Source organism: Kosakonia sp. CFBP8986 (genome assembly GCF_034044935.1).
Classification (GTDB): Bacteria; Pseudomonadota; Gammaproteobacteria; order Enterobacterales; family Enterobacteriaceae; genus Kosakonia; species Kosakonia cowanii.
This window is the reverse complement of record NZ_JAXCXB010000005.1, coordinates 382,348-400,916: the sequence shown is the minus strand read 5'-3', so window position 1 is coordinate 400,916 and position 18,569 is coordinate 382,348. Positions and strand designations below refer to the sequence as shown.

The window sequence follows — 18,569 nt, the reverse complement described above, 5'->3', positions numbered from 1 at the left end:
GGTCTGTTGACCGGTTTTTTTTCAGGCTTCTGAATCGACTTCTGGCGTCGGCAACGGCCAGCCGCCAAGGCGCTTCCAGCGGTTAACGATTTCACAAAACAGCTGTGCGGTCTGCTCCGTGTCATACAACGCCGAGTGTGCCTGGGTGGCGTCAAAAGCGATGCCAGCGGCCGCACAGGCTTTAGAGAGCACGGTTTGACCCAGCGCCAGCCCGCTCAATGAGGCGGTATCAAAGGTCACGAAGGGGTGAAACGGATTGCGTTTCATCGCCGAACGCTCGGCGGCAGCCATCATAAAGCTGTGATCGAAGGTCGCGTTATGCGCCACCATGATCGCCCGGTTGCAGTTCTGCTCTTTCATCCCTTTGCGCACCAGTTTGAAAATGGCATGCAGGGCGTCATATTCGCTTACCGCGCCGCGCAGCGGGTTGGTCGGGTCGATCCCATTAAACGCCAGCGCTTCCGGCTGCAGATTAGCTCCTTCGAATGGCTCAACGTGAAAGTGCAGGGTGCTGTCAGGCATCAGCCAGCCTTGCTCATCCATTTTTAACGTAACGGCGGCGACCTCCAGCAGGGCGTCGGTTTTGGCGTTAAACCCGGCGGTTTCAACATCGATTACCACAGGGTAAAAACCGCGAAAACGGTCGCACAGAGCAGTCAGTTGAGCATTATCGGACATCAGGATCTCTTGATAGGAAAAAAGGGCAGCGCATTATGGCAAATTTTACGGAAAGATGTAAAACAGCGGGCGCATTGCGCGCCCGGGGGGATCAGTGACCCAGACCGCGTCCGGCGTCTTTCTCTTCAATCAGTTCGATTTTGTAACCGTCCGGATCTTCAACGAAGGCGATAACCGTGGTGCCGCCTTTAACCGGGCCAGCTTCACGGGTGACGTTGCCGCCATTTTTGCGAATCGCTTCGCAGGACTCCGCCGCGTTTTCTACGCTCAGCGCGATGTGACCATACGCCGTGCCCAGCTCATAGCTGTCGACACCCCAGTTGTAGGTCAGCTCAATCACCGCTTCTTCGCTCTCATCACCGTAACCGACAAAAGCCAGCGAATATTTGTACTCCGGGTTTTCGCTGGTGCGCAGCAGTTTCATGCCCAGCACGTTGGTGTAGAAATTGATTGAGCGTTGCAGGTCGCCGACGCGCAGCATGGTGTGAAGTAAGCGCATAATATCCTCTTTTATGAATGCGTTAACGTTCCGGTTCGAAACACGGTTTTAGTATAGCGGCCGATCCGGGCCGCTATCAAATCTCAATCCGCTTCTCAGAGAGAAGGGTAGTCGGTGTAACCTTCCGCGCCGCCGCCATAGAAGCTTTCCGGGCGCTGCGGGTTGAGTTCCGCTTTCAGCTGCAGGCGTTTTACCAGATCCGGGTTGGCGATATAGGCGCGGCCAAACGCCACGGCATCGATCAGCCCCTTGTTGATCAAGTCTTCGGCTTTCTCAACGCTGTATGCACCAGCGCCGATAATCGGGCCGTGGAAGCGCGCACGCACTTTTTCGCGGAACGTTTCGCTGTAGGGCTCACCGCCCGCCCAGTCCGGTTCGGACATGTGCAGGTACGCGATACCGCGTTTACCCAGCTCTTCAATCAGATAGAGCGCGTCAGCTTCTTCGTTCGGGCCATTGTCGGTGTTCTGGAAAGAGCCGATTGGCGAAACGCGAATACCGATGCGATCGGCGCTCCACTCTTCACACACGGCGTCGATCACTTCCAGCACCAGGCGCGCGCGGTTTTCAACGCTGCCGCCATACTGGTCGGTACGCTGGTTTGCAGAAGGTGAGAGGAACTGGTGCAGCAGGTAGCCGTGGGCAGAGTGCAGCTCAACCAGATCGAAACCGGCTTCGCGTGCGTTGGCAACGGCCTGACGGAAATCATTAACGATGCCCGGGATCTCATCGGTCTCCAGCGCGCGCGGCATCGAAGTATCTTCACGGGTGGCGTTGCCGTTTTCATCACGCAGCGAGGTACGGGTACCCGCGCTGATGGCTGACGGCGCAACCGGTGCGGCACCGCCCGGCTGTAAGCTGCTGTGAGAGATACGGCCGGTGTGCCACAGCTGAACCGCAATACGGCCATCATCGGCATGCACGGCGTCTGTGATCTTCTTCCAGGCGGCGATCTGCTCGTCGCTGTGCAGACCCGGTGCGCCCGCATAGCCTTTGGCCTGGGCGGAGATTTGCGTCGCTTCACTGATGATAAGCCCGGCGCTGGCGCGTTGACGGTAATACTCCGCCATCAGCGGCGTCGGTACATCGCCCGGTTCAATGCTGCGCAGGCGCGTCAGGGGCGCCATCAACACGCGGTTCGGTACGGTAATGGCACCGACTTTCAACGGCGTAAATAATTTACTGGACATAAACAACTCCTGAATAGACCGGTCGACTAGTAAAAGGTGAAATAAAAAGCCTGATGTTATTCAGGCCGGGTAATGATCTGCTGCGCATGCGCCAGCGCGCTTTCCAGCGGCACGGCACTGCGCGAAATTTTTGCCTGCAGGTTAGCGCCGAGCCACAGGGCATATAACACCTGCGCCTGGGTGTGGGCTTCACCGGCAAAGGCGAGGCTCTTATCCTCGCGTCCCTGTTCCAGCGCTTTAGCTAGCAGGGCGATAATTCCCCGTGCGCCGCTGTCCATCGCCGTGCGCATATCTTCCGAGAGATCGCACACTTCCGCCGAGAGTTTGACGGTCAGGCAGCCGCTGATGTGACCCTGCTGGCAAAACTGATTCAGGGTCTCCTGATAATAGGCCAGCAATCTGTCGCGCGGCGTACCTGGGCCGCTGGCAAAATGTTGCGCCAGCCGCTGGTGGTAACTGGCGTAGTGGCGCTCAAGCAGCGCCACGCCAAACGCCTCTTTCGAGCGAAAGTAGTGGTAGAAGGAGCCTTTCGGCACTTCCGCCGTTTTCAGTAATTCGCTCAACCCCATGCCGGTAAAGCCGCGATGCATACAGAGCTGCTCGCCGGTGGCCAGTAAGTGTTCGCGTGTATCGTGTTCAGAATTCTTGCGCATCGACACACTCTAGCGGGCGAACTTTGTGATGGCAATTGGCGAACAATGCGTTTTTAACAGTTGCGCAATATCTCACCGCGGTCTTGAATGTAGAGAAAGCCTGCATCTATGGAGCGTCCATTGCCTGAACAACTGGAGTTTTTCCCGGTCCAGAGTCCGTGTCGCGGCATCTGTCAGTCAGATGAGCGCGGCTTTTGCCGTGGCTGTATGCGCAGCCGCGATGAGCGCTTTAACTGGCAAGCGATGAGTGATGCGCAAAAGCAGGAGGTGCTGCGCCTCTGCCGCCAACGTTTGCAGCGTAAATTGCGCGCAATGCGTGACCAACCCCCGGAAGAACCTGATCAACCTTCGCTGTTTTAAGGGCAAAAATGGGTATACTCGGGGCAAATTACCTTCGAGGAAATCATGATGGTTCAGCGTATTGCCCTTGCGCCGCAAGGTCCTGAGTTCTCACGTTTTGTGATGGGTTACTGGCGTCTGATGGAGTGGAATTTCACGCCGCGCCAGCTGGTCAGTTTTATTGAAGCTCATCTCGATCTTGGTGTCACTACCGTCGATCATGCCGATATCTATGGCGGCTATCAGTGTGAAGCCGCCTTCGGTGAAGCCCTTAAGCTTGCCCCGCATCTGCGCGCGCGCATGGAGATGGTCACTAAATGTGGCATCGCCACTACTGCGAAGCCGGAACACGCGCTCGGTCACTACATCACCGAGCGCGACCATATTATTCGCAGCGCCGAGCAGTCGCTGGTCAACCTGGCGACCGACTATCTCGATCTGCTGTTGATCCATCGCCCGGATCCGCTGATGGATGCCGATGAAGTCGCCGAAGCCTTTTTACAGCTGCAGCAGAGCGGTAAAGTGCGCCACTTCGGCGTCTCCAACTTTACGCCTGCGCAATTCTCCCTGCTGCAATCACGGCTGCCGTTTACGCTGGTCACCAATCAGGTAGAGATCTCGCCTGTGCACCAGCCGCTGCTGCTTGATGGCACGCTCGATCAACTGCAGCAGTTGCGCATCCGCCCGATGGCGTGGTCCTGCCTGGGCGGCGGGCGCATCTTCAGCGATGCTGACTGCCAGCCGCTGCGCGATGAGCTGCACCAGGTGGCAACGGAGCTGAATGCCGAAAATATTGAGCAGGTGATTTATGCCTGGGTGCTGCGTTTACCCTCTGCGCCGCTGCCGATTATCGGCTCCGGTAAAATTGAGCGCGTGCGTTCATCCCTTGGCGCGCTGAATCTACAGATGTCCCGCCAGCAGTGGTTCCGCATCCGTAAAGCGGCGCTCGGCTACGACGTGCCGTAAGCTAACGCTATGACCTCCCGGTGAAAAGTGCCGCTCTGGCCTACACTTACAGAGCGAAAACAATCGAACGGAGGTCATATGAAGCGTTTTAGTCTGGCAATGCTGGCTCTGCTCACCTGTGCGGGTGCGCAGGCCGCCAGTGAAGAAGTGCAGATGAACCTCGTCACCGCGCAGGGCGTCGGGCAGTCCGTGGGTAGCGTGAAGATCAGCGAAACCGATAAAGGGCTGGAGTTTGCGCCCGACCTTAACGCGCTGCCGCCCGGCGAGCACGGTTTCCATGTTCATGCGAAAGGGAGCTGCGAACCGGCGATGAAAGAGGGCAAGCCCTCTGCCGCTGAAGCCGCGGGCGGCCACCTCGATCCTCATAAAACAGGCAAACATGCAGGACCGGAAGGGGAAGGCCATTTAGGCGACCTGCCGGTGCTGGTGGTCAATAATGACGGTAAAGCGACCGATGCCGTCGTCGCGCCGCGCCTGAAAAAGCTGGACGAGGTGAAAGGTAAGGCGCTGATGATCCACGTCGGTGGCGATAACATGTCCGATCAGCCGAAACCGCTCGGCGGTGGCGGGGCGCGTTATGCCTGCGGCGTAATTAAGTAACCGGCTCGCTGATTGTCCCTGGCGCGGGCGCGTTTTCCAGCTGGGCAAGCGCGCAGTAAAGACGCCAGATTAGCGAGGCGAGTTCCCGCGCGGCGGGCTGGTGATGCTGACCCAGCGCCGCGCAAATCCGATCTAACTCTGCGAGCGTGGCGTTGAGCGACCGTTGCTGCACGCCGCGCTCGCTCATCACATCCCGCAGCAGACCAATGGCGCGATCGCGCACCCGGCTTAACGGATCGGAACGCGTCTCCCAGCCGCGCAGTTGCCACACCACATGCGAACAGTTGAGCAGCACCACGCCCCAACGCAACAACCAGCGCCGCGCCTGTGCATCCTGGCTGTTACTGAGCTGGCTGATGTGGTGATAAACAACCGACTCATATTGGTGTTCCTGCAACTTCGGCGTGCGGCTCAGTTGGTCAACAAAATGGCGGCGCAGGGCGCGAATATGGCGACGGCTTTTGCGCGCATCCGATCCCGGTCGCAACACCGCAAAGGCGAGCCAGGCCAGCGCCACGCCGAGGATCTTTGCCAGATCGGCATTGAGAAAATCGGCAAAATCAAACACCGGTGGGTCGCTCACCGCGATAAACGATCCCATAAAGACAATCAGTTGCCCCCACAGCCCGGCGCGCTTTGGCATCTGAAGCTTGAGCAATTGCAGGGTGGTAAGCAGGGGAAAGAGAAACAGCAGAAACAGCGCCAGCGCATTGATCTGCACCATCAGGCCAAATTTCACCACAAAGCTAAACAGCGTCAGCAGGGCAAGCGTGCGCAACAGCAGAGTTAAAGAGTTGAACGGTGCGGGCGAAACGGAGTAGAGCACACAACTGATCGCCGCCAGTGTCAGCGCGGCGGAGCCATGCTCCCACTGCGCGTTAAGACTCCACGCCCCGACCATGATCAGCGCGACAAAGGTTCGCAGCCCGCTCCACAATGCCTCGGCATTGTCGATATCGCGCATTAACGCCGGGCTGCGCGGTGGCAGCGCTTCGCTTACCGGCGAGGCATTTTCCAGATGGCGTAACCAGCGGCTGCTGGCAAGGTATAACCGACAAAAGTAGCGCAGCCGCTGCCAGAAAGCGTGATGGCGATAGTCAGCGTCCGGCGCAGGTGCCAGCGGAGCAATGATGCGCGCGACCGTGAGCGCGTCGGCATCGTGATGCGCCAGCTCTGCCAGCAGCTGCTCAAGCACAGGGCGCAGAGAGGCGGGCGCGTCTGGCCAGTTGAGCATCATTCGCCGCAGGCTGGAGATGACGCTGGTCATGCGCAACTGCTGATGGAGCAGCCAGGTGAGCACGCGGTTTTGGCGGCGAAAGCGATAGTGGCTCCAGAAGGCCTGAATGCGCAGCAGGTTCGTGGTGAGGATCTGCCCAATCAGGCTCTCATGTGCGTTGCGGATGGCGTCGTTTGTTTCGGCTTGCCAGAGCAGGCTGGCGTGCTCCAGCAGCCGGGCATGCATCCTTCTTAGCGCGGCGAGCAGCGTCGGGCCATCGGCAGTGCCAGGCAGGATCATCATCATCAGGCCGCCGCACAGAATGCCGAGAATCACCTCGCAGACGCGTGCCTGGGCGATGTCCCACAATTCGGTAATTTCAGTGATATTGGTCATTGCAAACGCGATGATGGCAGCGGTGTAGCCCGCCAGCTGGAAGGCGTAGGCGACATTATTGCTGAACTGGGCGCAGGCCCAGGTGCAGAAGGCTATCCAGCCCGCCATGGCAAACAGAAAAAGCCACGGATCGTTAAGGGTTTGCCCGGCGATAATCAGTGCGGCGCACGCCCCAAGCAGGCTGCCGGCAATGCGCCCGAGGCTTTTGCTGATCACGCCGCCGACGGTGGGAAAACTGACGACCGCCGCAGAGGTCATTGCCCAGTAAGGTTCGTCAAGATTGAGCGCATAGGCAAGCGTCAGGGCGAGGCACATAGCAATGCCGTTACGCAGCGCGTAGCGCCACTGACCGCCGGTCGCCTTGACCCACGGCAGGTTTTGCCACAGCCGCGCCAGCCTGCTCACGGCTGCTCGCTGATGGTCACGGTGCAGGTGGTGCCGGCCACCAGCGTCATATCCTGCGGCAGGGCGTCAAACTGAATGCGTACCGGCACACGCTGCGCCAGCCGCACCCATGGAACAGTCGGTTTTATATCCGCCACCAGCCCGCTGTCCGCCTCCACGCTCTGATCGTAAATGGCGCGACCAATGCTGGCTACGTGACCCTGTAACGTTTTGTTGCTGCTGTAGAGCACAATCTTCGCTGCGGCACCTTCACGAATATGGCGCAGTTTGGTCTCTTCGAAATAGCCGACGACATAAAACGAGTGGCTGTCGACCAGCGCAAATACCGGCTGACCGGCAGTGGCGTAGTTGCCCGTGCGCGCAGAGAGGTTAGTCACCCAGCCATCAACCGGCGCGGTAACGCGGGTTTGCGCCAGCTGCCATTTCGCCTGGTTGAGCTGCGCCGTGGCGACGGCGACATCGGCCTGCGCCGCTTTAACGCCAATATTGGCGGTGTCGAGGTCTTCAGCCGAAATGTAGTTATGTGAGAGGTGGCGGCGGCGGTTGGCTTCGTTGTTAGCTTTTGCCAGCTCAGTTTGCGCCTTCGCCAGTTGCCCTTCGGCATTCACTACCGCGATGTGATAAGGGGTATCGTCAAGCAGAAACAGCAGCTCGCCTGCGTGAACATACTGGTTATCTTTCACCGCCAGTTGGCGAATACTGCCGGAGACCTGCGGGGTGATGCTCACCTGCTCGGCGCGCACTTTGCCATCTCGCGTCCAGGGCGACTGCATATAGACATTCCACATCCACCAGCCTGCGGCCAGCGCAATCGCCACGACCAATAACGTTGAGAAATACTTCAGTGAGTTAAGCCGCATCGTTACCACACCATCAACAGGCCGAGCGCGAGGCTCAGCGCAATCACAAAGAGGGAGAGATCCATCAGCATCGGGTGCCAGATGTCGCCCGCGTAGATCCAGTCGCGCAGCAGGCGGTGCGCCATCAGCCAGATAAGAAAACCCAGCATCACGGCTTTGAAGAGCGGCGGAAAATAGACCGAGGCGCCAAAGATAAGATCCTGGAAGGGTAAATCGGGAGAACTTGAGGTTAACTTCACGCGTCACTGTCCTGTTTAAAATAAGTGCGCCAGCGCGCGGAAAGCGGCGCGGCACAAGCCCTGGCGAGGCGAGCAATATATTTGTTTTACAAATATAAATGCTGCAAACTATTCTAAAATGAGTATAATAACTTAGCAAACTAATTATAAGGAGATGAAATTGGAATCGCCATTAGGTTCTGATCTGGCACGCTTAGTGCGCATTTGGCGTGCTTTGATTGACCATCGCCTAAAACCTCTGGAATTAACGCAGACACACTGGGTGACGCTGCACAATATTCATCAGTTACCGCCCGACCAGTCGCAGATTCAACTGGCAAAAGCGATCGGCATTGAGCAGCCTTCACTGGTGCGCACGCTCGATCAACTGGAAGAGAAGGGCCTGATTTCTCGCCAGACTTGCGCCAGCGATCGGCGGGCAAAACGCATTAAATTGACTGACAAAGCGTCGCCTATCATCGATCAGATGGAGACGGTAATTCGTAAGACCCGGGGTGAGATTTTATCCGGGTTCTCTGCGGAGGAGCTTGAGATGTTGATTAAGATGATCGCCCGGCTGGAGCACAATATTACCGAGCTCCAGTCGCGAGACTGAAAGCAAAAAGCCTTGCAATCGCAAGGCTTTTTTTATGCCCGTTAAGGGCAGGCTTATGCGGCCATCAGCATGACCGCACACGCTTATGATTAACGCGGGGAAACGGTAATTTCGCGGCCGTTGCTCGCCATGACGACGCGCTGACCTGCAACGTACTGGGTTTTACCCTGTTTCTGCACCACCATAATGGTGTTGCCGTCATCCTTACGAATTTCCAGCTCCACGCCCTGGGTTTTGTTCATCGCACCCTGCGCGGATTGACCCGCAACGCCACCGGCTACTGCACCTGCGGCGGTTGCCAGCGAACGACCTGCGCCGCCGCCAACGGTGTTGCCCAGGAAACCACCCAGCACGGCACCGCCCAGCGCGCCGATAACATTGCTGTCATCGCCGCCCTGAATCTGCACCGGACGAACGTTAACCACGGTGCCGTAAGTGACATTTTGCACCTGTTTGGCTTCGGATGCAGAGTAGACGTCGCCGGAGAGCGAGTCGTTATTCACACACCCAGCCAATGTAAAACCAACCAGCGAAACTGCCAGTGCACGTAACATCATTTATGAATCTCCTGTTCACCATGAAACGCCCTTGCGAGCATCCGTCATGGCTAAATTATATGGCATATTCGCAATGCCACTCGAATCTTCAGCCAATTCCCGAAAAAAATGATACACAAAGCGCGATCAACCCGATCTAAACGAAGCGATTATAAGCGTACTTTGCGCCATTTACACTTAAGCAAAATGGTGAGGATTGTTAAAAAGTGTTTGCAGTTGATGGCGTAAACGGACGCTTTATGGTGGAGTGGAGCCTCTTTGCCATGCATGAAAGGAAGGGATATGAAATCAGGTCGCTATATTGGGGTGATGTCGGGCACCAGTCTGGACGGGGTAGATGTGGTGCTGGCCGCCATCGACGACACCATGGTCGCGCAGCAGGCAAGCCTGACCTTTCCCATTCCGCTGCCGCTTAAAGAGGGGATCCTCAATATCTGTCAGGGGCAGGAGCTGACCCTCTCTCAGCTTGGCCGCCTCGACACGCAGCTCGGCAAACTCTTTGCCGATGCGGTATTAGCCCTGATGGACAGAGAGCAGCTCGTTGCCCAGGATATTGTGGCGATTGGCTGTCACGGCCAGACCGTCTGGCACGAACCAACGGGCGTGGCGCCGCATACGCTGCAAATCGGCGATAACAACCAGATTGCCGCGCGTACCGGTGTTACCGTAGTCGGTGATTTTCGCCGCCGCGATATGGCGCTCGGCGGGCAGGGCGCGCCGCTGGTCCCCGCTTTTCATCACGCGCTGCTCGCGCACCCGGTTGAGCGGCGTATGGTGCTCAATATCGGCGGTATCGCCAATCTCTCACTCTTAATCCCGGGTCAGCCGGTCAGAGGTTTCGACACCGGGCCGGGCAATATGCTGCTTGATGCGTGGATCTGGCGTCATCTGGGCAAACCCTACGATGAGAACGCGCAGTGGGCGAGCGAAGGCAAAGTGATCCTGCCGCTGCTGCAAAGAATGCTGAGCGATCCCTATTTTGCCGAGCCGGCACCGAAGAGCACCGGGCGGGAGTATTTCAATGCCGCCTGGCTGGAGCGTCATCTTGTTCACTATCCGGGGCTTGCCGCCTGCGATGTACAGGCGACGCTGGTGGAGCTGACGGCGGTCACCATCTCCGAACAGGTGTTACTCAGCGGCGGCTGCGAACGGCTGCTGGTGTGCGGTGGTGGCAGCCGTAACCCGCTTTTAATGGCGCGCCTGGCAAGCCAGCTTCCGGGTATTGAAGTGGCACCGACAGATGATGCCGGGATCAGCGGCGACGATATGGAAGCGCTGGCCTTTGCGTGGCTGGCGTGGCGCACGCTGGCTGGCTTGCCGGGCAATCTCCCCTCGGTGACCGGTGCTGCCGCGCCAACGGTGCTGGGGGCTATCTTCCCGGCTAACCCACGGCAGAATCAGAGTTAACCGCATTCCACTTCAGGGGTACGCCGCTAGACTGACCGGGTTTAAGGAGGGCGCTTCGCTCTCCGTGACCTGGAGCGTCCCGGAGTATCCTATGAAAAAAATTCTTATCGTCTGCCTGCCCGCACTGCTCGCCGGATGCAGCTATTACAACCAGTTCGTTGAGCGCATGCACACCGATACTCTCGCCTATCAGTGCGATGAAAAGCCGCTGACCGTCAAGATTAACCAGACCCGCCAGCAGGCGAGTTTCGTGCTTGATAACCAGCAACTGACCCTGCAACAGGGGCTCTCCGCCTCGGGCGCGCGTTACACCGACGGCGTATACGTTTTCTGGTCAAAAGGCGACGGCGCCACCGTCTATAAACACGACCGCATTGTGTTAAACAACTGTCAGTTAATTCCGCAGCGTTGAGATTTTCACCGGGGGGCGCATAATAGCTCTCCCTGAGGACAACTTTCGCTAACGCCATGACTGATAACGATCAATTGCAGCACATCGCGCACCTGCGCCGTGAGTACACCAAAGGCGGTCTGCGCCGCGCCGACCTTCCCGCTGAACCCTTAACGCTCTTTGAGCGCTGGCTTGGCCAGGCGTGTGAAGCGCAGCTCGCGGACCCGACTGCCATGGTGGTCGCCACCGTTGATGAGCAGGGGCAACCCTATCAGCGCATCGTGCTGCTCAAGCACTACGACGAAAAAGGGCTGGTGTTCTACACCAACCTCGGCAGCCGTAAAGCCCAGCATCTGGAACATAATCCGGCTATCAGCCTGCTCTTTCCGTGGCACATGCTGGAGCGCCAGGTGATGGTGACCGGCAAAGCGGAGCGTCTCTCCACCCTTGAAGTAGTGAAGTATTTCCACAGCCGCCCGCGCGACAGCCAAATCGGTGCATGGGTCTCAAAGCAATCAAGCCGCATCTCGGCGCGCGGTATCCTCGAAAGCAAATTCCTCGAACTGAAACAGAAATTCCAGCAAGGCGAGGTGCCACTGCCCAGTTTCTGGGGCGGCTATCGCATCCCGATTGAGCAGATGGAGTTCTGGCAGGGCGGTGCAAATCGTCTGCACGATCGTTTTTTGTACCAGCGTGAAAATGGCGCGTGGAAAATCGACCGTCTGGCACCGTAAAACGCCGAAAATGTTGTGATAAGCGCTGGTGCAACGTAGCCCGGCGCTTTATGCTATCTGCCCCCCTGAAGTATCCTTTCGCATCTGGCGAAAAGTCGTGTACCGGCATAGGTGCAGTCCGTTTTATACATGGAGAATTTGATGGCTAGCAGTAACTTGATTAAACAATTGCAAGAGCGGGGCCTGGTGGCCCAGGTGACGGATGAGGAAGCGTTAGCAGAGCGACTGGCGCAGGGGCCAATCGCGCTCTATTGCGGCTTCGATCCCACCGCTGACAGCTTGCATTTGGGGCATCTGGTTCCTTTGTTATGCCTGAAACGCTTCCAGCAGGCGGGTCACAAACCGGTCGCGTTGGTGGGCGGCGCCACGGGGCTTATCGGCGATCCGAGCTTTAAAGCCTCCGAGCGTAAACTCAATACCGAAGATACCGTGCAGGAGTGGGTCGACAAGATCCGCAACCAGGTGGCACCGTTCCTCGATTTTGACTGCGGCGAGAACGCAGCTATCGCGGCGAACAACTACGACTGGTTCGGCAGCATGAACGTGCTGACCTTCCTGCGCGACATCGGTAAGCATTTCTCTGTTAACCAGATGATTAACAAAGAAGCGGTCAAACAGCGTCTGAACCGCGATGATGTCGGCATCTCCTTCACTGAATTCTCCTACAACCTGCTGCAGGGCTATGACTTTGCCTGCCTGAACGAGCGCTACGGCGTGGCGTTGCAGATTGGCGGCTCCGATCAGTGGGGCAACATCACCTCCGGTATCGATCTGACCCGTCGTCTGCATCAGAACCAGGTCTTCGGCCTGACCGTACCGCTGATCACCAAAGCCGACGGCACCAAGTTTGGTAAAACCGAAGGCGGCGCGGTGTGGCTCGATCCGAAGAAAACCAGCCCGTACAAGTTCTACCAGTTCTGGATCAACACCGCTGATGCCGATGTCTATCGCTTCCTGAAATTCTTCACCTTTATGGACATCGCTGAGATCAACGCGCTGGAAGAAGAGGATAAGAACAGCGGGAAAGCGCCGCGCGCGCAGTATGTGCTGGCCGAGCAGGTAACACGTCTGGTTCACGGTGACGAGGGTCTGACCGCCGCGAAACGCATCACCGCAAGCCTGTTCAACGGCACGCTGAGCGATCTCAGCGAAGCTGACTTTGAACAGCTGGCGCAGGATGGCGTACCGATGGTTGAGATGGAGAAGGGCGCGGATCTGATGCAGGCGCTGGTGGATTCCGAGCTGCAGCCGTCCCGCGGCCAGGCGCGCAAAACCATCGCCTCTAACGCGGTCACCATTAACGGTGAAAAGCAGGCCGATCCGGAGTACTTCTTTACCGATGCCGACCGTCTGTTCGGTCGCTACACGCTGCTGCGTCGCGGTAAGAAGAACTACTGCCTGGTGTGCTGGAAGTAACCTTCACTGGCTTCAGACGATAAAAAAGGCGGGATATTCCCGCCTTTTTCTTTGCCTTGCATTTAGGCAGGCCGCTGTAAATCAGGCAATGCCTTCCGCGGAGAGTGCCGCAGCCACCGCCGGGCGTGCCGCCACGCGTGACATGTAGGCTTCGATATTGCCAAGACCGCTCATATCGAGTTTTACCGCATGCGCCCAGCGCAGCACGGTGAAAAGATAGCCATCGGCAATGGTAAAGTGCTCACCACTGATCCAGCCGTTACCGCTCAGGGCGTCGTTAACGTAGTGCAGCTTCTTCTCCAGCTGTGCGCGCACGGTCGGTTTGTACTCTTCCGGCGTATCCGGGCGGAACAGCGGGGTAAAGCCCTTGTGCAGCTCGGTGGCGATATAGTTCAGCCACTCCAGCGCCTTGTAGCGCGGCAGCGTACCGACAGCCGGCAGCAGCTGGCTTTGCGGCGCGTTATCCGCAACGTACTGCATAATGGCAACGCCTTCGGTGATCAGCGTGCTGTCATCCAGCAGCAGCGCCGGAACCTGGCCTTTCGGGTTAATCGCGAAAAAGTCTTCGCCATCTTCCAGACGTTTTTTCATCAGATCGACGCTGATAAGGGAGATCTCTTTTCCGGTTTCGCGCAGGGCGATATGGGAGGCAAGTGAGCAGGCACCTGGCTTGTAGAACAGTTTCATCGACGTTTCCTTTTATCTAAATTCCGGCATAGAGTAGTACGCCGTTGCATAAAAAAAAAGCCGCTAACTGACGTTAACGGCTTCTTCATGTTTACCCGCTTGCGATTACGCAGTGGCGGTTTTGGACGCTTCATCCGCGTCGTCACGGCTCTGGGTCATGCGGTTCAGCTTCGGCGCAGTCAGCACCATCAGCACGGCAATCACCGCCGTCGCAATACCAATCTGCAGGAAGACGCTACCGTAGATGTTCAGGGACATCAGCGGGTCGGTGACGTTCTCCGGGATCGCCATCTGGTTGGCCACGTAGCCGGCGATGATATTCGCGCCCGCGGTGGTCAGGAACCAGCTGCCCATAATAAAGCCCATCAGACGCTGCGGCACCAGCTGTGCGACCATCGCCAGGCCAAGGCCGGAGATCATCAGCTCACCAATACTCTGCAGGCCGTAGCTCGCAATCAGCCAGCTTACGGAAACAATGCCGGCATCAGAGGCGAACTTGGTGCCCAGCGGCAGCACGAGGAACGCGCCGGAGCAGAGCACCATCCCGATGGCAAACTTGTGCGGCATCGGCAGGGTATCGCCCATTTTGTTATAGATAGCGGCAAGAATCGGGCTACCGATAATGATCCAGAACGGGTTCAGCGCCTGATACTGCTCCGGCTCAAACGCGATGCCGAACAGAGTATGTTCAACGTTACGGATAGCGAAGAAGTTCAGGGAGGTCGGCATCTGGCTGTAGAGCACGAAGAAGACGATAGCCTGCACCATCAGGATAAAGGCGACGATCATCTTGCGACGCGCCGCGCCCTGCAGGGTAAAGGTCTCCTTCGCGAAGATGGCGATAATGCCCAGCGCGATCACGCCCAGTACCATACGCGCGATACCCTGGTTATGCAGCAGCCAGGTGGCGATAGCGATCAGCACCGCGATACCGACGATAGTCGCCAGCAGGTAGCCAACGCGCAGCGGTTCGAAGTCCGGTTTGGAGCCGTAGTTTTTCACCCAGCGTTTGCAGAACGCAAAGTTAACGATGGTGATCAGCAGGCCAACGACGCTCAGACCAAACGCGGTGCTCCAGCCAAAGCGGGCAGCAAGCCATGGCGTTGCAAGCATTGAGAAGAAGGAGCCAACGTTCACCGCCATGTAATACATGGTGAACGCACCGTCGAGACGCGGGTCATCCTTGTCATAGCAAGTTGAGAGCAGCGAAGAGGGGTTGGCTTTAAACAGCCCGTTACCGACGGCAATCGCTGCCATGCCCATATAGACGATGCTGGCATCGTGACCTGACCAGGCCACCAGCGCATAACCCAGCGCCAGCACAATCGCGCCCAGCAGGATCACACGTTTAGTACCGAGCACTTTGTCGCCCAGCCAGCCGCCGATAGCCACCAGGCCATAGACCAGTGCGCTGAAGGAGGAGAAGAGCGTAATGGAGTCTGATTCCGACATTCCCAGTTGCTTAACCAGGTAAACGGCCATGATCCCTTGCAGGCCGTAGTAACCAAAACGTTCCCACAATTCGATCGAGAAGATGAGATAGAACGCTTTCGGTTGTTTGAAAGCGTTCATGCTGACGCTTTCTGTTGGTTTGTTTGCAGTTGACACGTAGACCTCTTTTTTTACATCCCATATTAACGGGGGGTGTTCAGCGCGCGATAACCAGTTTGCATCACGCTTTTAGTTATATTGGGAGGAGAAACGGCGGGTAATGTTCACTATCCTGGCCCATGAGGCAAGTCTTTTGACATATTCTGTTACATAGATCCAGCGCATAACTTTGCTCGGCAAACTGAATTGTTATTCAGAGTTTAATTTTATCATTTTGGTAAAAGTGGATTTTTCTACTGGTTCTTAACATCTCAATGCGGGGGTAAGGGATATGTTCGGCTATTTTCGCGCACAGGCAGTGCATTGGGCTGGTTTCTGAGACATATCTGGTTGGATGTCCCGGCAGAGTAGGGACGGGATGGATATCAGGGATGCGTAGATTTTAACATTTAGCCCTTTATTAACATTACCTTAGCAAATAAGCCTCAAAGCGCCTGGCGTTGGATTTTTTTCTTCTAAAAAAAGGTTTCAACTGCCTGAAAGTGTATAAGCGGATGATTATTTGCTCAAAGCGCCATTCGACTGCCCGATCGTGTCACCGGGTGACTCTTTTGCAGAGTTGTGAGGCATATCACAATGAGTTATCTCCTAAAATCAGCCACTTTGTGGCGGCTTTTTTTACAAGCGATACGCTTAACAGAGAAATAATTAACAATTCTTGCCCGGATAAGCCGGTTGTTCATGACAGCAGGGGGCTGCAGTGGCAGACTTCTGACTTCATTTTTATGGGAGCAAAGCGATGAATTTTCATCCGTGGATCAACGCAGTACATATTGTCAGCGCAATCATCTGGATTGGCGGCATGCTGATGAGCGCCATGGTGGCGCAGTGGAGCCTGCGACAGAAAGATAAAAGCACCACCCTGGTTCTGCTTAACGATGTACGCAGCTGGAACCGCAGAATGACCAGCCCGGCGATGATCGTGCTGTGGATTGCCGGTATCGCCATGCTGGTGGCCTACGGGCAGATGCCGCACCTGTGGTTAATCATCAAGATCGTGTTTGTGGTGCTGCTATCGGGCCTGCACGGCTTTCTCTCCGCCACGCTGCGTCGGCTGGCGAACGGTGAAGCCCTGAAGCGTACAGGCGCGCTGAACAACGCTACGCTGCTGCTGGTGCTGTTTACCGTGGTGATTACGGTACTGGCGGTGGTACGCCCCTTCTGAGGCGTTAATCGGTCTTACTGTCGTATTCGCACAAATCTTCAATGATGCAGGAGCCGCAGCGGGGTTTACGGGCGATGCAGGTGTATCGCCCGTGCAGAATAAGCCAGTGATGGCAGTCGACTTTAAACTCCGCCGGCACCACTTTCAGCAGCTTCTCCTCCACCTCTTCGACATTCTTCCCCGGCGCAAAGCGCGTGCGGTTAGAGACGCGGAAAATATGGGTATCAACGGCGATAGTCGGCCAGCCAAAAGCAGTGTTCAGCACCACATTGGCGGTTTTACGCCCGACGCCCGGCAGGGCTTCCAGCGCGGCGCGATCTTCGGGCACTTCGCCACCATGTTTTTCCAGCAAAATGCGGCAGGTCTTAATGACGTTCTCCGCTTTACTGTTGTAAAGGCCGATGGTTTTGATGTACTGCTTCACGCCATCAACGCCCAGTTCCAGCATCGCCTGCGGCGTATTGGCAACCGGGTAGAGCAGCGCCGTTGCTTTATTGACGCTGACATCCGTCGCCTGGGCTGAAAGCAGCACGGCGATCAGCAGTTCAAACGGCGAGGTGAAGTTCAGTTCGGTGGTCGGATGCGGGTTGTTCTCCCGCAGCCGGGTGAGGATTTCGAGGCGTTTCGCTTTATTCATTATGCCTTCCCGGGCGAGGTCTCTGGCGCGTCGTTCACCTGCGCGGCGGCAGCGGCTTCACGACGTTTTTTCATTTTCTGATCGATTAAGTATTTCACTGCCAGCATCATACCGAGGCCGATAAACGCGCCCGGCGGCAGCATCGCCAACAGGAACGGCGAGTCCGTATGGAACACTTCGATGCGCAGCCCTTTAGCCCAACTGCCCAGCAGGCCATCCGCGCCGTCAAACAGCGTGCCGTTGCCGAGCATCTCACGCATTGAACCGAGCACAAACATTGCGCCGGTCGCCCCCATGCCGATGGCAAAACCGTCCAGCGCCGACAGCGCCGGCCCTTTTTTCGCCGCAAACGCCTCTGCGCGACCGACCACGATGCAGTTGGTGACGATCAGTGGAATAAAGATGCCCAGCGACTGATAGAGGCCGAAAGCATAGGCGTTGATCAGCATCTGCACTGCGCTCACCACCGAGGCGATGATCATTACGTAGATGGGAATACGGATCTCCGACGGCGTCCAGCGCCGCAGCAGGGAGATAAACAGGTTGGTCAGGGTCAGCACCAGCGTAGTCGCCAGCCCCAGCCCGAGGGCGTTGGTAGCGGTCGACGTTACCGCCAGCAGCGGACACATGCCGAGTAACTGCACCAGCGCGGAGTTGTTTTTCCACAACCCCTGGACAATAACCTCTTTTACTTCGCTCATCGTTTACTCTCCACACTCTGGCAAACGGGACAGCTGCTCAGGCAGCGTCATGGCGTAAATCCCGGTGCGTTTGACTGCATTCACCACCGCGCGCGGGGTGATGGTCGCACCGGTAAACTGATCGAAATCGCCGCCATCTTTCTTCACGGCGAAGTGGCTATCGGCCGGGCCGTCGATTTTCTTGCCGGCAAAGTAGGTGATCCAGTTACTGATGCGCAGCTCGATTTTATCCCCAAGCCCCGGCGTTTCATGGTGTTCGGTAACACGCACGCCCAGCACCGTGCCGCTAAAATCCGCGCCGACCAGCAGCTGGATAGCACCGGAGTAGCCATCCGGCGCGGTGGACTCAATCACCGCCGCCACCGGTTTATCGTCCTTCTGCGCAATCCAGACGCGATGCGGGCCTTTGCCGAGCGCCGGGTCGCTCACCACATAACAGCTCTGCGCCAGCGCGTTAGTATAGCTCTCGGGTGGCAGCACCTGATCGAAGAGCGCTTTTTGCTGCAATACCGCCTGGTCGGCGATGGTGCTTTTGGTCATCTGGTTAATGGCGGCGGTCAGGCCGGTGGAGCCAGCGGCAAAGAGGGCCAGCGTGACGCCATGTTTACGCATTGTATCTAGCATGAC

22 protein-coding genes are annotated in these 18,569 nt (G+C 57.1%); 9 read left to right on the top strand and 13 right to left on the bottom strand.

Translation table 11 applies throughout. The features are described 5' to 3' along the window. Window positions 1–21: 21 nt before the first annotated feature. The 4 genes from rnt to SOM48_RS14140 all read right to left on the bottom strand — a co-directional run bounded on the left by rnt (window position 22) and on the right by SOM48_RS14140 (window position 3,020). Window positions 22–678: a ribonuclease T gene (gene rnt / locus SOM48_RS14155; protein ID WP_054802857.1), complete on the bottom strand. Its 657-nt coding sequence runs from the start codon at window positions 676–678 to the stop codon at window positions 22–24. A gap of 91 nt (window positions 679–769) precedes the next feature. Continuing rightward, complete coding sequence (gene gloA / locus SOM48_RS14150; RefSeq protein ID WP_023481879.1) at window positions 770–1,177, bottom strand: lactoylglutathione lyase; 408 nt, start codon at window positions 1,175–1,177, stop codon at window positions 770–772. Between the two features lie 95 nt (window positions 1,178–1,272). Next, window positions 1,273–2,367 carry an alkene reductase gene (gene nemA / locus SOM48_RS14145; RefSeq protein ID WP_023481761.1) on the bottom strand — a complete coding sequence of 365 codons (1,095 nt, stop codon included), beginning with the start codon at window positions 2,365–2,367 and terminating at the stop codon, window positions 1,273–1,275. A 56-nt stretch (window positions 2,368–2,423) separates the two neighbouring features. Continuing rightward, complete coding sequence (locus tag SOM48_RS14140) at window positions 2,424–3,020, bottom strand: TetR/AcrR family transcriptional regulator (RefSeq protein ID WP_320512188.1); 597 nt, start codon at window positions 3,018–3,020, stop codon at window positions 2,424–2,426. Between the two features lie 108 nt (window positions 3,021–3,128). Between SOM48_RS14140 and SOM48_RS14135 the strand changes: the two genes are divergently transcribed. From SOM48_RS14135 to sodC, 3 genes are all read left to right on the top strand, one after another. Continuing rightward, the gene (locus SOM48_RS14135) at window positions 3,129–3,380 is read left to right on the top strand and encodes a DUF1289 domain-containing protein (protein ID WP_164896944.1); all 252 of its coding nucleotides are present in this window, start codon (window positions 3,129–3,131) and stop codon (window positions 3,378–3,380) included. 48 nt (window positions 3,381–3,428) lie between these two features. After that, window positions 3,429–4,325, top strand: coding sequence for an aldo/keto reductase (locus tag SOM48_RS14130; protein ID WP_289743142.1), 897 nt, complete (start codon window positions 3,429–3,431; stop codon window positions 4,323–4,325). Between the two features lie 78 nt (window positions 4,326–4,403). After that, complete coding sequence (sodC, locus tag SOM48_RS14125; protein ID WP_054802854.1) at window positions 4,404–4,925, top strand: superoxide dismutase [Cu-Zn] SodC; 522 nt, start codon at window positions 4,404–4,406, stop codon at window positions 4,923–4,925. Here the strand turns inward: sodC and SOM48_RS14120 are convergent. From SOM48_RS14120 to SOM48_RS14110, 3 genes are read right to left on the bottom strand one after another with little or no spacing between them, the layout of a single operon-like run. Continuing rightward, complete coding sequence (locus tag SOM48_RS14120) at window positions 4,918–6,942, bottom strand: FUSC family protein (protein WP_320512187.1); 2,025 nt, start codon at window positions 6,940–6,942, stop codon at window positions 4,918–4,920. The two genes, sodC and SOM48_RS14120, sit on opposite strands and share 8 nt — an antisense overlap. Further along, window positions 6,939–7,802 carry an HlyD family secretion protein gene (locus tag SOM48_RS14115; RefSeq protein WP_320512186.1) on the bottom strand — a complete coding sequence of 288 codons (864 nt, stop codon included), beginning with the start codon at window positions 7,800–7,802 and terminating at the stop codon, window positions 6,939–6,941. Before SOM48_RS14115 ends, SOM48_RS14120 begins: the two co-directional genes overlap by 4 nt. Before the next feature lie 2 nt (window positions 7,803–7,804). Further along, window positions 7,805–8,041 (bottom strand): DUF1656 domain-containing protein, encoded by a 237-nt coding sequence (locus SOM48_RS14110; protein WP_054802851.1) that lies wholly within the window; start codon window positions 8,039–8,041, stop codon window positions 7,805–7,807. Window positions 8,042–8,195: 154 nt separating this feature from the next. On the opposite strand from SOM48_RS14110, the gene slyA reads away from it, so the two are divergent. Then, complete coding sequence (gene slyA / locus SOM48_RS14105) at window positions 8,196–8,636, top strand: transcriptional regulator SlyA (RefSeq protein WP_054802850.1); 441 nt, start codon at window positions 8,196–8,198, stop codon at window positions 8,634–8,636. 89 nt (window positions 8,637–8,725) lie between these two features. Here the strand turns inward: slyA and slyB are convergent, their stop codons facing one another. After that, window positions 8,726–9,193 (bottom strand): outer membrane lipoprotein SlyB, encoded by a 468-nt coding sequence (gene slyB / locus SOM48_RS14100; protein WP_054802849.1) that lies wholly within the window; start codon window positions 9,191–9,193, stop codon window positions 8,726–8,728. 282 nt (window positions 9,194–9,475) lie between these two features. Here slyB and anmK point away from each other — a divergent pair, with 282 nt between their 5' ends. The 4 genes from anmK (at window position 9,476) to tyrS (ending at window position 13,141) form a co-directional block, all read left to right on the top strand. Further along, on the top strand, window positions 9,476–10,600 hold the full coding sequence (anmK, locus tag SOM48_RS14095; protein ID WP_054802848.1) for an anhydro-N-acetylmuramic acid kinase: 1,125 nt from the start codon (window positions 9,476–9,478) through the stop codon (window positions 10,598–10,600). A 91-nt stretch (window positions 10,601–10,691) separates the two neighbouring features. Next, window positions 10,692–11,012 carry a C-type lysozyme inhibitor gene (gene mliC, locus SOM48_RS14090; protein ID WP_076769771.1) on the top strand — a complete coding sequence of 107 codons (321 nt, stop codon included), beginning with the start codon at window positions 10,692–10,694 and terminating at the stop codon, window positions 11,010–11,012. 56 nt (window positions 11,013–11,068) lie between these two features. Continuing rightward, entirely contained in the window at window positions 11,069–11,725 is a 657-nt protein-coding gene (gene pdxH, locus SOM48_RS14085) for a pyridoxamine 5'-phosphate oxidase (RefSeq protein WP_076769772.1), read from the top strand. A gap of 141 nt (window positions 11,726–11,866) precedes the next feature. After that, window positions 11,867–13,141 (top strand): tyrosine--tRNA ligase, encoded by a 1,275-nt coding sequence (gene tyrS / locus SOM48_RS14080; RefSeq protein ID WP_054802846.1) that lies wholly within the window; start codon window positions 11,867–11,869, stop codon window positions 13,139–13,141. An 81-nt stretch (window positions 13,142–13,222) separates the two neighbouring features. Here the strand turns inward: tyrS and gstA are convergent, their stop codons facing one another. Beyond that, window positions 13,223–13,828: a glutathione transferase GstA gene (gene gstA / locus SOM48_RS14075; protein WP_320512185.1), complete on the bottom strand. Its 606-nt coding sequence runs from the start codon at window positions 13,826–13,828 to the stop codon at window positions 13,223–13,225. Window positions 13,829–13,933: 105 nt separating this feature from the next. Then, a complete protein-coding gene (gene dtpA / locus SOM48_RS14070) occupies window positions 13,934–15,436 on the bottom strand; it encodes a dipeptide/tripeptide permease DtpA (RefSeq protein ID WP_042716881.1) in 1,503 nt (500 codons plus the stop codon). A gap of 742 nt (window positions 15,437–16,178) precedes the next feature. On the opposite strand from dtpA, the gene SOM48_RS14065 reads away from it, so the two are divergent. After that, on the top strand, window positions 16,179–16,604 hold the full coding sequence (locus tag SOM48_RS14065) for a CopD family protein (RefSeq protein ID WP_139567719.1): 426 nt from the start codon (window positions 16,179–16,181) through the stop codon (window positions 16,602–16,604). 4 nt (window positions 16,605–16,608) lie between these two features. Here SOM48_RS14065 and nth read toward each other — a convergent pair whose 3' ends face one another. The 3 genes from nth to rsxG are packed head-to-tail and all read right to left on the bottom strand — an operon-like array spanning window position 16,609 to window position 18,566. Beyond that, entirely contained in the window at window positions 16,609–17,241 is a 633-nt protein-coding gene (gene nth, locus SOM48_RS14060) for an endonuclease III (protein ID WP_094420003.1), read from the bottom strand. Next, window positions 17,241–17,942, bottom strand: a complete 702-nt coding sequence (locus SOM48_RS14055) for an electron transport complex subunit E (RefSeq protein WP_076769773.1) — start codon at window positions 17,940–17,942, stop codon at window positions 17,241–17,243. Before SOM48_RS14055 ends, nth begins: the two co-directional genes overlap by 1 nt. A 3-nt stretch (window positions 17,943–17,945) precedes the next feature. Continuing rightward, complete coding sequence (gene rsxG / locus SOM48_RS14050) at window positions 17,946–18,566, bottom strand: electron transport complex subunit RsxG (protein ID WP_054802841.1); 621 nt, start codon at window positions 18,564–18,566, stop codon at window positions 17,946–17,948. Window positions 18,567–18,569: the final 3 nt, after the last annotated feature.

What these genes read in the sequence shown, in the direction of transcription:
- rnt (WP_054802857.1), bottom strand. Translation starts at nt 678, where the DNA reads ATGTCCGATAATGCTCAACTGACTGCTCTGTGCGACCGTTTTCGCGGT.
- gloA (WP_023481879.1), bottom strand. Translation starts at nt 1,177, where the DNA reads ATGCGCTTACTTCACACCATGCTGCGCGTCGGCGACCTGCAACGCTCA.
- nemA (WP_023481761.1), bottom strand. Translation starts at nt 2,367, where the DNA reads ATGTCCAGTAAATTATTTACGCCGTTGAAAGTCGGTGCCATTACCGTA.
- SOM48_RS14140 (WP_320512188.1), bottom strand. Translation starts at nt 3,020, where the DNA reads ATGCGCAAGAATTCTGAACACGATACACGCGAACACTTACTGGCCACC.
- SOM48_RS14135 (WP_164896944.1), top strand. Translation starts at nt 3,129, where the DNA reads ATGGAGCGTCCATTGCCTGAACAACTGGAGTTTTTCCCGGTCCAGAGT.
- SOM48_RS14130 (WP_289743142.1), top strand. Translation starts at nt 3,429, where the DNA reads ATGGTTCAGCGTATTGCCCTTGCGCCGCAAGGTCCTGAGTTCTCACGT.
- sodC (WP_054802854.1), top strand. Translation starts at nt 4,404, where the DNA reads ATGAAGCGTTTTAGTCTGGCAATGCTGGCTCTGCTCACCTGTGCGGGT.
- SOM48_RS14115 (WP_320512186.1), bottom strand. Translation starts at nt 7,802, where the DNA reads ATGCGGCTTAACTCACTGAAGTATTTCTCAACGTTATTGGTCGTGGCG.
- slyA (WP_054802850.1), top strand. Translation starts at nt 8,196, where the DNA reads ATGAAATTGGAATCGCCATTAGGTTCTGATCTGGCACGCTTAGTGCGC.
- slyB (WP_054802849.1), bottom strand. Translation starts at nt 9,193, where the DNA reads ATGATGTTACGTGCACTGGCAGTTTCGCTGGTTGGTTTTACATTGGCT.
- anmK (WP_054802848.1), top strand. Translation starts at nt 9,476, where the DNA reads ATGAAATCAGGTCGCTATATTGGGGTGATGTCGGGCACCAGTCTGGAC.
- mliC (WP_076769771.1), top strand. Translation starts at nt 10,692, where the DNA reads ATGAAAAAAATTCTTATCGTCTGCCTGCCCGCACTGCTCGCCGGATGC.
- pdxH (WP_076769772.1), top strand. Translation starts at nt 11,069, where the DNA reads ATGACTGATAACGATCAATTGCAGCACATCGCGCACCTGCGCCGTGAG.
- tyrS (WP_054802846.1), top strand. Translation starts at nt 11,867, where the DNA reads ATGGCTAGCAGTAACTTGATTAAACAATTGCAAGAGCGGGGCCTGGTG.
- gstA (WP_320512185.1), bottom strand. Translation starts at nt 13,828, where the DNA reads ATGAAACTGTTCTACAAGCCAGGTGCCTGCTCACTTGCCTCCCATATC.
- SOM48_RS14065 (WP_139567719.1), top strand. Translation starts at nt 16,179, where the DNA reads ATGAATTTTCATCCGTGGATCAACGCAGTACATATTGTCAGCGCAATC.
- nth (WP_094420003.1), bottom strand. Translation starts at nt 17,241, where the DNA reads ATGAATAAAGCGAAACGCCTCGAAATCCTCACCCGGCTGCGGGAGAAC.
- SOM48_RS14055 (WP_076769773.1), bottom strand. Translation starts at nt 17,942, where the DNA reads ATGAGCGAAGTAAAAGAGGTTATTGTCCAGGGGTTGTGGAAAAACAAC.
- rsxG (WP_054802841.1), bottom strand. Translation starts at nt 18,566, where the DNA reads ATGCTAGATACAATGCGTAAACATGGCGTCACGCTGGCCCTCTTTGCC.